This is a genomic window from Corallococcus sp. AB032C (assembly GCF_003668935.1).
GTDB classification, from domain to species: domain Bacteria; phylum Myxococcota; class Myxococcia; order Myxococcales; family Myxococcaceae; genus Corallococcus; species Corallococcus exiguus.
The window spans coordinates 24,362-40,138 of record NZ_RAWP01000097.1; the positions used below are offsets into that span (position 1 = coordinate 24,362).

General features: G+C 67.5%; 14 protein-coding genes. 13 read left to right on the forward strand and 1 reads right to left on the reverse strand.

All coding sequences use genetic code 11. The features are described 5' to 3' along the window. The first annotated feature begins 82 nt into the window (after positions 1 to 82). The 13 genes from tig (at position 83) to D7X99_RS32330 (ending at position 15,303) form a co-directional block, all read left to right on the forward strand. A complete protein-coding gene (gene tig, locus D7X99_RS32270; protein WP_121781097.1) occupies positions 83 to 1,360 on the forward strand; it encodes a trigger factor in 1,278 nt (425 codons plus the stop codon). Between the two features lie 47 nt (positions 1,361 to 1,407). Further along, positions 1,408 to 2,028 carry an ATP-dependent Clp endopeptidase proteolytic subunit ClpP gene (gene clpP, locus D7X99_RS32275; RefSeq protein ID WP_120557687.1) on the forward strand — a complete coding sequence of 207 codons (621 nt, stop codon included), beginning with the start codon at positions 1,408 to 1,410 and terminating at the stop codon, positions 2,026 to 2,028. Between the two features lie 232 nt (positions 2,029 to 2,260). Continuing rightward, positions 2,261 to 3,544: an ATP-dependent Clp protease ATP-binding subunit ClpX gene (gene clpX / locus D7X99_RS32280; RefSeq protein WP_120595429.1), complete on the forward strand. Its 1,284-nt coding sequence runs from the start codon at positions 2,261 to 2,263 to the stop codon at positions 3,542 to 3,544. Between the two features lie 190 nt (positions 3,545 to 3,734). Further along, on the forward strand, positions 3,735 to 5,921 hold the full coding sequence (locus D7X99_RS32285) for a prolyl oligopeptidase family protein (protein WP_233607327.1): 2,187 nt from the start codon (positions 3,735 to 3,737) through the stop codon (positions 5,919 to 5,921). Between the two features lie 194 nt (positions 5,922 to 6,115). Further along, a complete protein-coding gene (gene lon, locus D7X99_RS32290) occupies positions 6,116 to 8,575 on the forward strand; it encodes an endopeptidase La (protein ID WP_120580738.1) in 2,460 nt (819 codons plus the stop codon). 175 nt (positions 8,576 to 8,750) lie between these two features. Beyond that, complete coding sequence (locus D7X99_RS32295; protein ID WP_121781106.1) at positions 8,751 to 10,412, forward strand: peptide ABC transporter substrate-binding protein; 1,662 nt, start codon at positions 8,751 to 8,753, stop codon at positions 10,410 to 10,412. A 3-nt stretch (positions 10,413 to 10,415) separates the two neighbouring features. Then, positions 10,416 to 11,300, forward strand: coding sequence for an ABC transporter permease subunit (locus D7X99_RS32300; RefSeq protein WP_121781098.1), 885 nt, complete (start codon positions 10,416 to 10,418; stop codon positions 11,298 to 11,300). After that, positions 11,297 to 12,109: an ABC transporter permease subunit gene (locus tag D7X99_RS32305; RefSeq protein ID WP_121781099.1), complete on the forward strand. Its 813-nt coding sequence runs from the start codon at positions 11,297 to 11,299 to the stop codon at positions 12,107 to 12,109. The genes D7X99_RS32300 and D7X99_RS32305 overlap by 4 nt, the downstream gene beginning before the upstream one ends. Positions 12,110 to 12,174: 65 nt before the next feature. Then, positions 12,175 to 12,624: a response regulator gene (locus D7X99_RS32310; protein ID WP_121781107.1), complete on the forward strand. Its 450-nt coding sequence runs from the start codon at positions 12,175 to 12,177 to the stop codon at positions 12,622 to 12,624. Between the two features lie 60 nt (positions 12,625 to 12,684). After that, on the forward strand, positions 12,685 to 13,230 hold the full coding sequence (locus D7X99_RS32315) for a YqgE/AlgH family protein (protein WP_121781108.1): 546 nt from the start codon (positions 12,685 to 12,687) through the stop codon (positions 13,228 to 13,230). Then, positions 13,230 to 13,487: a BolA family protein gene (locus D7X99_RS32320; protein WP_120580735.1), complete on the forward strand. Its 258-nt coding sequence runs from the start codon at positions 13,230 to 13,232 to the stop codon at positions 13,485 to 13,487. Before D7X99_RS32315 ends, D7X99_RS32320 begins: the two co-directional genes overlap by 1 nt. A gap of 17 nt (positions 13,488 to 13,504) precedes the next feature. Next, positions 13,505 to 13,822: a Grx4 family monothiol glutaredoxin gene (grxD, locus tag D7X99_RS32325; RefSeq protein WP_120580734.1), complete on the forward strand. Its 318-nt coding sequence runs from the start codon at positions 13,505 to 13,507 to the stop codon at positions 13,820 to 13,822. 92 nt (positions 13,823 to 13,914) lie between these two features. Continuing rightward, positions 13,915 to 15,303, forward strand: a complete 1,389-nt coding sequence (locus D7X99_RS32330; protein ID WP_121781100.1) for a DUF2914 domain-containing protein — start codon at positions 13,915 to 13,917, stop codon at positions 15,301 to 15,303. Here D7X99_RS32330 and D7X99_RS32335 read toward each other — a convergent pair. Continuing rightward, positions 15,284 to 15,777, reverse strand: a 494-nt coding sequence (locus D7X99_RS32335; protein WP_121781101.1) for an RsmE family RNA methyltransferase, incomplete at its 5' end; no start/stop codon positions are given. The genes D7X99_RS32330 and D7X99_RS32335 overlap by 20 nt on opposite strands.

The window sequence follows — 15,777 nt, forward strand, 5'->3', positions numbered from 1 at the left end:
CCTATCCCCTAAAGCCGCACGTCCCACTTTCCGGTTGCCGCCCCGGGACGTACTGCCCGTGGAGGCGGCGAGCGAGGCCCGCATGAAGGTCCAGGTCGAAGAGCTCTCTCCCATTGAGAAGAAGCTCTCCATCGAGGTCGACTCCGCCCGCGTCGTTGAGGAGCTCAACCGCGCGTACGCCGCGCTCAGCGGCCAGGTGAAGATGCCCGGCTTCCGCCAGGGCAAGGTCCCCCGCCGCATCCTCGAGCAGAAGTACCGCGAGCAGGTGGAGGACGACGTCATCCAGCGCGTCGTCCAGAAGGCCTACCTGGACGCCGTGCGCGAGCACAAGGTGGAGGCCGTCGCCTCACCCCAGGTCACCAACTCCGGCCTCAAGCCGAACGCCCCCTTCAGCTTCGAGGCGCGCGTCGAGGTGAAGCCGAAGGTGGAGGCCAAGGACTTCGAAGGCCTGTCCCTCACGAAGGTGGACACCGCCGTCGCCGACGACGCGGTGAACCAGCAGATTGAGAACATGCGCCAGAACCTGGGCCGCATCGAGCCCGTCACGGACCGCGACACCGCGGCCCAGGACGACCAGGTCACCATCGACTTCGAGGCGAAGGTGGACGGCAAGGAGTTCCCCGGCAGCAAGGCGGACGGCATTGGCGTGCGCGTGCAGGACGGCGACCTCATCCAGGGCAACATCCCGCAGCTGGCGGGCGTGAAGGTCGGCGAGTCCAAGGACGTCGAGTACACCTTCCCCCAGGACTACCAGGCCGAAGAGGTCCGCGGGAAGACGGCCATCTTCCACATCACCGCCAAGGAGCTGAAGAAGGCGGTGGTGCCGGAGCTCAACGACGACTTCGCCAAGCAGACGGGCGTCGCGCAGACGGTGGATGAGCTGCGCGCCAAGGTGCGCTCGGACCTGGAGAAGGCCAGGAAGAACCAGTCCACCGTGGACGAGCGCGACGGGCTCATCAAGGCGCTGCTGGAGAAGAACCCGTTCGACGTGCCCCGCGCCATGGTGGAGCGCGCCATCGACTCCATGATGGAGGGCGCCTTCCGCCAGATGCAGCGCCAGGGCATCGACCCGCGCCAGCTGGGCCTGGACTTCAACCGCCTGCGCGACGAGATGCGGGAGAAGGCCACCCTGGAGGTGAAGGGTACGCTCCTCTTCGAGGCCATTGCCCAGCAGCAGAACATCCAGGCGTCCGACGAGGACGTGGAGAAGCGCATCGAGGACCTGGCCATCGAGGCCAACCAGCCGGTCGCCCAGGTGAAGAAGTACTTCAAGGGCCCGGACGAGCGCCTTGGGTTGTCTCTGCGACTCCGCGAGGAAAAGACGATTGAATTCCTCAAGGGCCGGGCGAAGTATTCTTGAGGTCTTTTCCTCAAGCCTTCTGAGTTCCTTCTAGAGGTCCATCCGACATGCCCTTCATGCCCGTCCCCTACGTCATCGAGCAGACCCACCGGGGTGAGCGCTCGTACGACATCTACAGCCGGCTCCTGAAGGACCGCATCGTCATGCTGGGAACGGAGATCGACGATGACGTGGCCAACGCCATCGTCGCCCAGCTCCTGTTCCTGGAGTCCGAAGACCCGGACAAGGACATCAACCTCTACATCAACTCGCCCGGTGGCTCGGTGACGGCGGGCCTCGCCATCTACGACACGATGCAGTACGTCAAGGCGCCCGTCTCCACCATCTGCGTGGGGCAGGCGGCCTCCATGGGTGCCGTGCTGCTGCTCGCCGGCGCGAAGGGCAAGCGCTACTCGCTGCCCTCCAGCCGCATCATGATCCACCAGCCGCTGGGCGGCGCGCGTGGCCAGGCGACGGACATCGAAATCCAGGCCCGTGAAATCCTTCGCATGAAGGCCAAGCTCAACGAGCTCATCGTCAAGCACACCGGCCAGACGATCGAGCGCGTGGAGAAGGACACGGACCGCGACTACTTCATGGGCGCCACGGAGGCGAAGGCGTACGGCATCCTCGACGCCATCCAGGACCCCCGGAAGGTCGTGGGCGTGAAGCCGGAAGAGAAGAAGTAGACACACCGACATCCGAGCGGACCGGGGTGTCAACCACCCGGTCGGCGGCCGGGGGTGCTGGGAATCTTCTCCCGCGCCTCCGGCCTTCTGTTTTCTCCCATCACCGGTATTTTCCCCTTGTTAAGTACCCGGAAGGTGCGTGGACGTTCCGGATGGGGGCTGACTAGATTGGTGTGGGCAGGGGACCGGACGCGAAGCGGGTTGGGGCCTTTCAGGCGCAGCGAGGGATTTCATGGCGGGTAAGAACGTGGAGAAGCGAGACAACCAGACCCTCTGCTGCTCCTTCTGCGGCAAGTCGCAGAAGGAGGTGAAGAAGCTCATCGCGGGCCCTACGGTCTACATCTGCGACGAGTGCATCGGGCTGTGCAACGACATCATCGCGGAGGAAATCGACCGCGAGGAGACCAAGGACACCAAGCTGCGCATCCCCCGGCCCTCTGAAATCAAGGCCGTGCTGGACGAGTACGTGGTGGGCCAGGAGCGCGCGAAGAAGACGCTCTCCGTGGCGGTGCACAACCACTACAAGCGCATCGAGTCCAAGGTCGCCATGGACGATGTGGAGCTGCAGAAGAGCAACATCCTGCTGCTCGGCCCCACGGGCTCCGGCAAGACGCTGCTCGCGCAGACGCTGGCGCGCATCCTCAACGTCCCCTTCACCATCGCGGACGCCACGTGCCTCACGGAGGCCGGCTACGTCGGTGAGGACGTGGAGAACATCATCGTCAACCTGCTCCAGGCCGCGGACCACGACATCGAGCGCGCGCAGCGGGGCATCGTCTACATCGACGAAATCGACAAGATTGCCCGCAAGTCGGAGAACCCCTCCATCACCCGCGACGTGAGCGGCGAGGGCGTGCAGCAGGCGCTGCTGAAAATCATTGAAGGCACGGTGGCCAACGTCCCGCCCAAGGGTGGCCGCAAGCACCCGCAGCAGGAGTTCCTGCAGGTGGACACCACCAACATCCTCTTCATCTGCGGCGGCGCGTTCGGCGGCCTGGAGCAGGTGATTGAGCGGCGCATGGGTGGGCGCAGCCTGGGCTTCGGCGCGGAGATTCAGTCGCGCAAGCAGCGCAACCTCAGTGAGCTGCTCAAGCAAGTGGAGCCTGAGGACCTGCTCAAGTTCGGCATGATTCCGGAGTTCATCGGCCGTCTGCCCATCATCACCGCGCTGGAGGAGCTGGACGAAGGCGCGCTCGTGAACATCCTGGGCGAGCCCAAGAACGCGCTCACCAAGCAGTACCGCAAGCTCTTCGAGCTGGACGGCGTGTCGCTGAAGTTCACCGACGGGGCCTTGAAGGCCATCGCGTCGGAGGCCATCCGCCGCAAGGCGGGCGCTCGAGGCCTGCGCTCCATCCTGGAGACGGCCATGCTGGACGTGATGTACGAAATCCCGTCCCGCAAGACGGCCCGCGAGGTGCTCATCTCCGAGGAGGTCATCCTCAAGAAGAGCGAGCCCGTCGTCCTGCACTCGCAGGACAACAAGGAGACGCCGGAGCCAAAGAAGGAATCCGCCTGAATCGAGGCGGAGCATCCTCTAGGGGCACGCAAGGGCCTGATGGGGATGGCGGGGCGCGTCACGGTCATTGGACCGGGACGCGCCCTTCGTCTTTCCAAAGCGGGCATCCGGGCGTGGGGACGGGCCACGCTTTTTTGCGGCCGGGGCGGGGGGCTTCTTGTATCTGCTGTCCCCCATGAGAAAGCTCCTCATGCCTGCCCTGTTGTCGCTCGTGGCCTGCACTTCCTCGAAGGAAGCCACGCGTGATGAAGCCCCCGCCGCGTCCTCAGCGACGCAGAGCGCTCCGGCCCAGGAGGGCCCTTCCCGCATGGCCTACCCGGCGACCCGTTCCGACGCGGTGGTGGACACGCTGCACGGCGAGCAGGTGGCGGATCCGTACCGCTGGCTGGAGGACGAGAAGGCCCCGGAGGTGCAGGCCTGGATGAAGTCGCAGGACGGCTTCACCCGTGACGCGCTGGCGAAGATGCCGGGCCGCGACGCGCTGACCAAGCGCTTCACGGAGCTGTTCTACGTGGACTCGGTGACGGCGCCCTTCCGCCGGGGCAACCGCTACTTCTACATGCGGACCCACAAGGACAAGGAGAAGGCCATCGTCTACTGGAAGGACGGCGAGTCCGGACAGGAGAAGGTGCTGCTGGACCCGAACGTCATGAGCAAGGACGCCCCGGTGTCCCTGGGCCGGTGGGTGCCGTCGTGGGATGGCAAGCGCGTGGCCTTCCCGGTGCGCCCCAACGCCGCGGACGAGGCCACCCTGCACGTCATCGACGTGGACACCGGTGAGTGGTCCAAGGTGGACGTGATTGAGGGCGCGAAGTACGCCAACACCAACTGGACGCCGGACGGCAAGGGCTTCTACTACGAGTGGCTGCCCACGGACTCCTCCATCCCGGTGGACGCGCGCCCGGGCTACACCACGCTCAAGTTCCACAAGCTGGGCCAGGACCCGAAGAACGACGTGGTGGTGCACGAGCGCACCGGTGACCCGACGACGTTCCTCCAGGGCGACCTGTCGCGTGACGGCAAGTACCTCTTCGCGTCCATCCTCCGCGGCTGGAGCGAGAACGACGTCTACTGGAAGCACCCGGCGGACAAGGACTGGCGGCTGCTCGTGAAGGGCAAGGGCGCCAAGTACACCGTCCTCGCCTGGAAGGACCGCTTCTACGTCGTCACCGACGAGGGCGCCCCGCGCCAGCGCGTCTTCGCCGTGGACCCGAAGAAGTCCGAGCGCGCGAACTGGAAGGAGCTGGTGCCGGAGGACCCCAAGGCCACTCTGGAGAGCGTGTCGCTGGTGGGCGGCCACCTGGCGCTGGAGTACCTCAAGGACGTGACGACGGAGCTGCGCATCACCACGCTGGAGGGCAAGCCGGTGCGCACCGTGCAGCTGCCGGGCGTGGGCGCCGCCAGCAACCTGCTGGGCCTGGAGGACCAGGACGACGCCTACTTCGCCTACAGCTCCTTCACCACGCCCCGTCAGGTGTACCGGACGTCCGTGAAGAGCGGGAAGGTGGACCTGTGGGCGAAGGTGGAAGTGCCCATGGACCCGGACGCGTACACCACGGAGCAGGTCTTCTACCCGTCGAAGGACGGCACGAAGGTGCCCATGTTCCTCGTCTACAAGAAGGGCCTGAAGAAGGACGGCACCGCGCCCACGCTCCTGTACGGGTACGGCGGCTTCCTGGTGAGCATGCAGCCGGGCTTCCGCGCGAGCATCCTGCCGTGGCTGGACGCGGGCGGCATCTACGCGGTGGCCAACCTGCGCGGCGGCGGTGAGTACGGCACCGCGTGGCACGAGGCGGGCAAGGGCGCGCACAAGCAGAACGTGTTCGACGACTTCGCCGGCGCCGCCGAGTACCTGGCGAAGGAGAAGTACACGCAGGCGAAGAAGCTGGCCATCTACGGCGGCAGCAACGGCGGCCTGCTGGTGGGCGCGGCCATGACGCAGCGCCCTGAGCTGTACGGCGCGGTGGTGTGCGGGGTGCCGCTCCTGGACATGGTGCGCTTCCACCTGTTCGGCAGCGGGCGGACCTGGGTGCCGGAGTACGGGTCGGCGGACGACGCCGGGCAGTTCAAGACCCTGTACGCCTATTCGCCCTACCACCATGTGCGCCAGGACGTGCGCTACCCGCCCCTGCTGATGATGAGCTCGGACCACGACGACCGGGTGGACCCCATGCACGCGCGCAAGTTCGTGGCGGCGGTGCAGAACGCGAAGGGCAATCCGGCGCCCACGTTGCTACGCATCGAGGCGAACGCAGGCCATGGTGGGGCGGACCAGGTGGCCAAGGCCATCGAGTCCAGCGTGGACATGTATGCCTTCCTCTTCCAGGTCCTGGACGTCGCCCGGTCGGATGCCGGGGTGGCGGCCGAGAGTCGCTAGAATCGGGGCAGGACACACTCCTGCCTCTCGGTGTTCCCTTGAAGGCAGGGTGCGGACCCCCAATCTTGAGCGGGGAACGGGTCCTGCGACCGGCGTGTTATAGAGCAGCGTTTCACCCTGCATGAGCGCTTGGGCGCCATGTGGGCAACTCTTGAAGGGCCTGCCTGTACGGCTGGCCAGCGGGTGGCGGATACATGTTCTTCGGACGTGACGACAAGAAGGAAGCCCAGAAGCGGGGCCTCACCATCCCGCTCTTGCCCCTTCGGGACATCATCGTGTTCCCCCACATGGTCGTTCCGCTGTTCGTCGGCCGGGAGAAGTCCATCGCGGCGCTGAAGGACGCGATGGCCCACAAGGGGCCGGATGACAAGGCGGTCATCCTGCTGGCCGCCCAGAAGAAGGCCAAGACGAACGACCCCTCGCCCGACGACATCTTCCACTTCGGCACCATCGGCCACCTCATCCAGCTCCTTCCGCTGCCTGACGGCACGATGAAGGTCCTGGTGGAGGGCGTGCGCCGCGCCAAGGTGAAGAAGTTCCACCCGAACGACGCCTTCTTCATGGTCGAGGTGGACGAGGTCGAGGAGACGCTGGAGAAGAGCGTGGAGCTGGAGGCGCTGGTGCGCTCCGTCCACTCCGTCTTCGAAGCCTTCGTGAAGCTCAACAAGCGCATCCCGCCGGAGATGCTGATGCAGGTCGCCAGCATCGACGACCCTGCGCGCCTGGCGGACACCATCGTCGCGCACCTGTCGCTGAAGCTGAACGACAAGCAGGCGCTGCTCGAGACGGAGTCCCCGGCCAAGCGCCTGGAGAAGCTCTACGAGCTGATGCAGGGCGAGATCGAGATTCTCCAGGTGGAGAAGAAGATCCGCACGCGCGTCAAGAAGCAGATGGAGAAGACCCAGAAGGAGTACTACCTGAATGAGCAGATGCAGGCCATTCAGAAGGAACTGGGTGAGCGCGACGAGTTCAAGAACGAGATCCAGGAGATTGAAGAGAAGCTGAAGAACAAGCGGATGAGCAAGGAGGCCACGCTCAAGGTCAAGAAGGAGCTGAAGAAGCTCCGGATGATGAGCCCGATGAGCGCCGAGGCCACGGTCGTCCGCAACTACATCGACTGGATCATCAGCCTGCCCTGGTACGACGAGACCCAGGACCGGCTGGACGTCACCGAAGCGGAGCGGGTGCTCAACGAGGACCACTACGGCTTGAAGAAGCCGAAGGAGCGCATCCTCGAGTACCTGGCCGTGCAGCAGCTGGTGAAGAAGCTGAAGGGCCCCGTGCTGTGCTTCGTCGGCCCCCCGGGCGTGGGCAAGACGTCGCTGGCGCGCAGCATCGCGCGGGCCACGGGCCGCAAGTTCGTGCGCCTGTCGTTGGGCGGCGTGCGTGACGAGGCGGAGATCCGCGGCCACCGCCGCACGTACATCGGCGCGATGCCGGGCAAGCTCATCCAGTCCCTGAAGAAGGCGGGCAGCAACAACCCCGTGTTCCTCCTGGACGAGATCGACAAGATGTCCACGGACTTCCGTGGCGACCCGAGCGCGGCGCTGCTGGAGGTGCTGGACCCGGAGCAGAACCACAACTTCAACGACCACTACCTGGACCTCGACTACGACCTGTCCAAGGTGATGTTCATCTGCACCGCGAACACGATGCACAACATCCCCGGTCCGCTGCAGGACCGCATGGAAGTCATCCGCATCGCGGGGTACACCGAGCCGGAGAAGCTCTCCATCGCGCGGCGCTACCTGATTCCGAAGGAGCAGGAGGCCAACGGCCTCGCGGACCTGAAGATCGACATCACCAACGACGCGCTGAAGACCATCGTGCACCGGTACACGCGCGAGTCGGGTGTGCGTTCGCTGGAGCGTGAGATTGGCGGCGTGTTCCGGAAGATTGCCCGCGACGTGCTGAAGAACGGCAAGCGGGACCTCATCGAGGTGGACCGCAAGCAGGCGATGAAGTTCCTGGGCACGCCCCGCTTCCGCTACGGCGTGGCGGAGAGCGAGGACCAGGTGGGCATCGTCACGGGCCTCGCGTGGACGGAGCTGGGCGGTGAGATCCTCACCACGGAAGCCACGTCCATGCCGGGCAAGGGCAAGCTCATCATCACCGGCAAGCTGGGCGAGGTGATGCAGGAGTCCGCCCAGGCGGCCATGTCCTACGTGCGCAGCCGCGCGGAGCGCTTCGGCATCGACCGCAAGGTGTTCGAGAACTACGACATCCACGTCCACCTGCCGGAGGGCGCGATTCCCAAGGACGGTCCGTCCGCGGGCGTCACCATGGCCACTGCACTGGTGAGCGCGCTGACGCGCGTGCCGGTCCGCAGGGACGTGGCGATGACGGGTGAAATCACGCTGCGTGGCCGCGTGCTGCCCATCGGCGGTCTGAAGGAGAAGACGCTGGCGGCGCACCGCGCGGGCATCAAGACGGTCCTGATTCCGAAGGCGAACAAGAAGGACCTGAAGGACATCCCGCTGAAGATCCGCAAGGCGCTGCGCATCGTCCCGGTGGAGTTCGTGGACGACGTGCTGCGTGAGGCGCTGCTCCTGGAGAAGCCGGAGGAGTTCGGCCGCAAGGGCGCCGGGGACAACCTGAAGATGGGGCTGTCCGTACCGGATGCGGTGTCCACGCCTTCCGTGCCGGCCTCCTGAGGCCTTCAGTCCCGGGCCCCTTGAGGGGGCCTGGGATGGGTGGTGACGAAGCCAGGATGCCGGCCGACCAGGAGTCGCCGGTCTCCTGGCTTCTCTCTTTTTTACGAGCAGGTCGGGTACAACGCGGGGAGTGGCTCCCCGCGCGCGAATCCTGTCCTACTCCCTGGTGCTGGTGATGGCCGCGGCCTGCGGGCCGTGCGGCTTCCAGCCCGAGCCGGGCGTGAAGGTGGTGGTGCCGGCGATGCCCACCACGCTCGACTGGAGTCATTCGGATCCGCAGAGCTGGGTGAACTACCCGGTGATGCTGGCCACGCAGAAGGGGCTCACCACGTTGGGGGCGGACCACTCGGTCCAGCCGGGCCTGGCGGAGCGGTGGGAGCGTGAAGCGGACGCGTCCGGGCATGAGGTCTACACGTTCCACCTGCGCGAGGACGTGACGTGGTCGGACGGTTCTCCCGTCACGGCGCGCGACTTCGTCTTCGGGTGGCACCGGGCGCTGCTGGGCCGCGAGCGCGGCGAGATGGCGGACCTCCAGGGCGCGGAGGAGGTGCTCGCGTTGCAGGAGCGCGGGGCTCCGGCGGCGGAGGTGAAGGCGGCGCTGTCTCGGGTCGGGGTGGAGGCGGTGGAGGCGCGGACGCTGCGGGTGACGCTGGAGCGGCCTCGGAGCTACTTCCTGGCGCGGCTCGCGAACGTGTACCTGTTCTTTCCAGCGCCTTCGGCCGACCTGGAGGGGAAGTCGGACGAGGCGGTGCGCGACTACTTCGACCGGCCTCGCGACGGGCGTCCGCTGGCGGTGGGGCCTTATCGAGTCGAGCGGTGGGACCGCGCGGGCGAGCGCGTGCGGCTGGTCTACAACCCGCGCAGTGCGTTCCTCCCGCCGATGGGACCCGGGGAGACGCCGGCGCCGGTGCTGACGCTGATGAAGTCGGAGATTGGTCCTGCGCTGTATGAGCGGGGCCGGGTGGACTTCGTCTTCGTGGACAGCGCGGCGGCGCTGCGCGGGATGAAGGCGGCGGACCTGAAGCGGGAGCCGCTGTTGTCCACGTACTTCCTGGGCTTCAACACGGAGCGTCCGCCGTTGGACCGGCCGGAGGTGCGCCGGGCGCTGGCTCGGGCGTTGGACCGGGAGGCGCTGCTCGCGGGGCTGCTGCCGGCCGCTCGCGCGACGAATGTGTTGCTGCCTCCGGAGCTGCCGGATGCGGCGACGCCGGAGCAGGCGGCTCGGCTGCCTCGCTACGAGCCGGAGCGGGCGAAGGCGGAGCTGGCGGGGGCGAAGGGGCTGGACCGTCCGCTGCGGCTGGTGGTGAAGGCGGGGGATTCGTTCGTGCCGGAGGAGGCGCTGGCGGAGCGCATCGCGGCGCAGCTCGCGAAGGTGGGCGTGCAGGTGGTGGTGGATTCGCGGTCGGACTTCTCCGCGGAGGTGGCTCGCAGGACGCCGCAGGGACCGCGCGCGTATGACCTGTTCCTGCGTCGGCTGGGCGCGGACTACGCGCACCCGAACACGTTCTTCACGTTGTTCGAACGGCAGGGCAACCACCAGACGGGATGGGAGACGCAGGGCGGCGGCGAGCCGATGCGCCGCTTCGAGCAGTTGCTGGAGGAGGCGGACGGCGACCCCGACCCCGTGCACGCGCGCGAGCTGTACGCGAAGGCCCAGGAGGTGCTGGTGGGGGAGGAGGCCGTCATCGCGCCGCTGTACCACCCGGACCGCTACTTCCGGGCTCGGGCGCGGCTGCATGGCCTGGACGTGGATCCGTTCAACTTCCTCGCGCTGCGCGCGCTGCGGCTGGGACCGGATGAGGCAGCCACGGCCCGCGCGGAAGGGCAGGGGCCGTAGCGCATGCGCCTCATCGCGACGCGCCTCGTGCGCCAGCTCGTGCTAGTTCCGGTGGTCGCGGTGGCCTCGTACTTCCTCATGGCCGCGCTGCCGCTCACCACGGAGAGCGACAACAAGCGGCAGGTGTCTCCGGAGCTGGCGGCTTCGTACCAGCGCGACCTGGGCATTGGTGAGCCGCTTGGGTTCCTTCGGCCCTGGCGGAAGCTCTTCGCGGGGGAACGCCTGGGCACCAGCGCTCAGGGCATCACCGGCGATGAGCTGCTCCAGAAACTCTCCGGCAGCGTGGGCGTGGGCCTGGTCGCGCTTCCCCTCGCGCTTGGCTGGGCGGTGGGCTTCGCGCTCCTGCGCACCCGCTGGCGGCGGGGACGCTTCGCAGTGCTCGGGGACGTGCTCCCTGCCATCGCGTTCGGGACGCCCGTGTTCATCCCCGCGCTGCTCCTGGCCCCGGCCGTGGTGGAGCGCGGACACCTGCTGCCGGAGCTGTGCGCGGCGGTCGTCATCGCCATCTGGCCGGGGACCTTCCTGGGCACGCTCGTGGGGGATGCTCTAGAGACCGAGCTGTCCCGTGACTACGTGCGCACCGCGCTCAGCAAGGGCCTGGACCCCGGCACCGTGCTGCGCCGCCATGTCCTCCCCAACGTGTGGCCCGCGCTCCTGGACGCCGTGACGCCTGTCGCCACCGCGCTGCTCGCGGGCTCGTTCGCCGCGGAGCGCGTCTTCGGCCTGCCGTACTTCGGCCAGCTCTACGTGCTCGCCGTCCTCAACAAGCAGGTCGCCGTCGTCGTCGTGTCCACCACCACCTTCGCCACCGTGCTCGTCGTCGTGAGCCTCACCGTGGAGCTCTTGCGCATGCTCGTGGATCCACGTGCCCGGGAGGCCCGCGCTTGAGCCGCATCCCCTTGCGCGCCTGGGTGGGGCTGGTCCTCCTCGTCGGCCTGGGCGCCTTGAGTCTCGTGGCCGGCCGCCTGTTCCCCGAAGCACTCGTGAACACCTGCCCGCTCGGCTGGGACCTGAACCGCCCGGACCGGAGCGTGTGCGAGCTGGCCTTCGGTGGCCTTTGGGTGTCCCTGGCCATCGGGCTCGCGGCCGGCGCGCTGTCCACCGTGCTGGGGCTGGCCGTCGCGGCGCTCGCGCGGCTGTCCGGTGGCGTGACAGAGCAGGTGCTCCTGCGTGCGGTGGACGCCGTGTTCGCCCTGCCGGATGTCCTCGTGGTGATGGTGCTCCAACTCGCCGGTCAGTCCCTCATGGACGCGGGCATGGGTAGCGGCCTGGGCCCCTTCGGCTTGATGGTGACGTCGCTGGCCCTGGTGGGCTGGGCCGGCCCCGCGCGCATGTTCCGCGACCGCCTGGCCACGCTGGAGGGCCAGGAGTACGTGGCCGCCGCGCGGGCCCTGGGCGGTGGTGGCGTGCATGTCCTTCGCGTGCACCTGTGGCCGCTGTTGCGCCCCTTCGTGCTGGCCGTGTTCTTGAGCCGCCTGCCGAGCGCCATCCTCACTGAGTCCACGGTGAGCTTCTTCGGCATCGCTCGCATGGAGCCCATGTCCCTGGGCCGCTACCTGGGCACTTCCTACGCCGCGCTCATCTACGAGGGCGGCGGCCGCGTGGTGATTCCCGCCTGGGGACTGCTCGTCCTGCTGGTGCTTGGCGCCTCGCTCGCTTCCCAGGCATTGGGGGGAGGTAGCCGTCGCGAAGTGTGAGGAATGCAGCACATTGAGGCAAAGGTTTCACACGGACGGAACCCCTTTGCCCTCAGGTGAACACCATGTCCCTCCCCACGGAAGAAATCCCCCTCTCGCCTGCCCGTGATGAGCGTCCGCGTGACGACGGTCTGAGCAAGGAGACCGTCCGGGGTTCGGTGCTGGTGGTCGAGGACGACGCCGCGCACCGCGAGCTCCTGGTGGAGCTGGTGAGCACCTGGGGCTACAACGCCATGCCCGTGGGCAGCGCGGAGGAGGCCGAGTTCGCCGTGCGCAACAAGCGCATGGACGCCGCCATCGTGGACGTGTTCCTGCCCGGCCGCAGCGGCACCACGCTCATGTCCAAGCTGCGTGAGAAGTTCCCGCAGGCCGTGCTCATCGGCGTGAGCGCCATGAGCGACGCGGCCACCGCTCGCAAGTGCAAGGGCCTGGGCGCGGACCTCTTCATCGGCAAGCCGTTGGATCCGGAGAAGCTGGCCAAGGCGCTGAAGTCCAAGCACCAGAGCTGGCACTGAGCGCGGCAGGGGAGCGGGTTCCGGTTGCACACCCCCGCCGGACGGTCGATGCTCCCTGGCGTGAAGAACATCGCCTCCGGCTTCCTGCTGGCCATGCCCCAGCTTGGAGACCCGAACTTCTACCGGTCGGTCATCCTGATGATCGAACACGGGGAGACGGGCTCCATGGGGCTCATCGTGAACCGGGGAGCGCCCCTGACGCTGGGTGAGCTGGCGCGCGGTCAGTCGATGGACATCTCGACGGACCGCGTGTCGCAGCCGGTGTTCGTGGGCGGCCCGGTGGAGCCCCAGCGGGGCTTCGTCCTGCATGACGACGAGTCCGTCGCGGAGAAGCACTCCGTCCTGCCGGGCCTCTACCTGAGCGTCACCCTGGATGCGCTGGGCCCCCTCCTTCAACGGACGGACCCGCGCGTGCGCTTCTGCCTGGGGTACGCGGGCTGGGGCCCCAAGCAGCTGGAGAATGAAATCGCCGCGGGCTCGTGGCTGTACGCCGACGCCACCGCGGACGCGGTGCTGGGTCAGGACCCGGCGAAGTTGTGGGATGCCACCCTGCGCGGACTGGGCGTGGACCCGGCCATGCTGGTGATGGGAAAGGGGATGAACTGATGCTCGACGCCGAGGCGCTTCGCCGTTACCTCCTGGACGCCCTTCCGGGCTCGGAGGTGGAGTTCAACGACACCACGGGGACGGGAGACCACTTCGAAGCTCGCGTCGTCTCCCCCGCCTTCACTGGCAAGACGATGGTGGAGCAGCACCAGCTGGTGTACGCGCCGCTACAGCAGTGGCTCAAGTCAGGCGAGCTGCACGCGCTGGCGCTCAAGACCTATTCGCCCGAGCAGTGGAAGAAGCTCGGGCCCCGCTGAAGAAGGAGCAACGATTCATGGATCCGACCCTCAAGGCCCAGTTCGACGAGACGGTGAAGTCACACCCCATCGTCCTCTTCATGAAGGGCAATGCCCTGTTCCCCCAGTGCGGCTTCTCCGCGCGCGCCCTCCAACTGCTCCAGCCGCTGGGCCCGGTGCACACGGTGGACGTGCTGGCGGACCCTGCCGTGCGCCAGGGCATCAAGGACTACTCCAGCTGGCCCACCATTCCGCAGGTCTACATCCACGGGAAGTTCGTGGGTGGGTCGGACATCCTGACGGAGCTGGCCGAGCGCGGCGAGCTGCAGGACCTGGTCGCCGCCGGCGGCAAGTAGGCGTTTGAGCGGGAGCGGGGCCGGGGGGAAGACCCGGGCCCCGTCCCCCGCGTAGACTGGGCGGCGGTCGCCAAGAGGGGTTGAAAGCCGCCGTGCTCACCGTCACACCGCCTGAGTCGAAGCCGCAGGACGCGTCCACCGAAGTGCCCGGCGTGCCGGTCGAGGGGGGCCCCCTTCCTCTTGGCGCGAACGTCGCGGTCGCCACGCCCGGCGCCGCGGTCGCGGATCCGGACGACCTCGTCAGCACGGAGAAGACGCCCACGCTGGTGGACCGCGTGCAGGCCTTCCGCGCGAAGTACGAGAAGCAGGAGATGGCCCTCTTCTTCTTCGCGGGCTTCCTCTACGACGTCCTCACGCTGAGCCCCGTCGACGACGCGCTCACGGAGGTGCAGAACTTCGTCTACCTGGCCATCCTCGCGGGCCTGCTGGTGCTGGAGCAGCGCTACCCGGAAGGCGTGGAGCCGCCGAAGCTGCTGGTCAAGGTATGGCGCTTCCGCGAGGACGCGCTGCACTTCTTGATGGGCAGCCTGCTGAGCGCGTTCACGCTGTTCCTGTTCAAGAGCTCGTCGGGCTTCACGCCGCTCCTGTTCATGGCGGGCATGTTCGGGTTGCTGGTGGCCAACGAGCTGCCGCGCTTCCGGCAATTGGGCCCCGTCATCCGCGTGGCCGTCTTCAGCCTGTGCGTGACGCTGTACTTCGCGTCGCTGCTGCCGGTGCTCTTTGGACGGGTGGGGTGGTGGATCTTCACGCTGTCCGTCGTGCTGGGGTGCGGGAGCGTCTACGGACTGCTTCGCGTGCTCAAGCGGTGGCGCCCGGATGAGAAGGTGCTGCTGCGCACGGTGGCGGTGCCCGGTTTTGGCGCGCAGGCGCTACTGCTCGGGTGCTACTTCCTGGGAGTGATTCCGCCTGTGCCCCTGGCGGTGCAGTACAGCGGCATCTACCACGCGGTGGAGAAGGTCCCCCCGAATGTCTATGGCACCTCGGGCGTGTATCGCCTGACGTCGGAGGAGCAGCCCTGGTGGAAGGTCTGGACGGCGTTCCACCACGGCGACCAGGAGTTCACGGTGCGCAACGGCGAGCAGCCCGTGTACTTCTTCCGCATCTTCGCGCCCAAGGGCTTCGAGAGTTACTACGTGGTCGTGCGCTGGTTCCATGACCACCCGGAGAAGGGCTGGACGGCGTTGGGCAAGGGCTATCGTGCCCCGGTGAGCAGCAACGGTTCGGAGGGCGGCTTCCGCTACTACGCGAAGCCGGGCATCCCGCTCAAGCCGGGCGACTGGCGCGTCGTGGTGGAGACGGAGGGCGGGCATGAAATCAACCGCCTGAACTTCACCGTCGTCGACGGCACGGGCACCGAGAAGCCCGCTGCGAAGGTGGACGTGTCCGTGCTCAAGACCATCAAGCCGCTGCCGCTGGAGGCCTGGGAGAAGGACCATCCCCCGAAGGCCGCGGCCCCCGCGGTTACAGCGCCGGCGCCTTGAGCAGCGTCACCTGACCCAGCAGCACCGGCACCGCCGTCTCCACGCGCAGGATGCGGGGCCCCAGCGAGAAGGGCAGGAAGCCGTGGGCTTCCAGCAGCTGGGCCTCGAAGGGCACCCAGCCTCCGTCCGGGCCAATGGCGAGCACCACCCGCGTGGCGCTCGTGATGTCCCGGGCCTGGAGGGAGAGGATGGCGGGCGGGTGGGGGAGCAGGCGCAGCGGCTCCGGGCCGAAGACGGCGTCCAGCTCGTCCTCGACGAAGGGGCGGAAGCGCTCGCGGATGAGCACCTCCGGCATGCGCGTGTCGCGGGCCTGCTCCAGGCCCTGGAGGAGCAGCTCGCGGACGAAGGCCTCGTTGAGCACCTTGGAGTCGAAGTAGCTCTTCTCCACGCGGGCCGCGTTCACCAGCACGATGCGGTCCACGCCCAGGGACGCCACGGCGGGCAGGACCTTCTTGAGCGCCTTGGGGCGGGGGA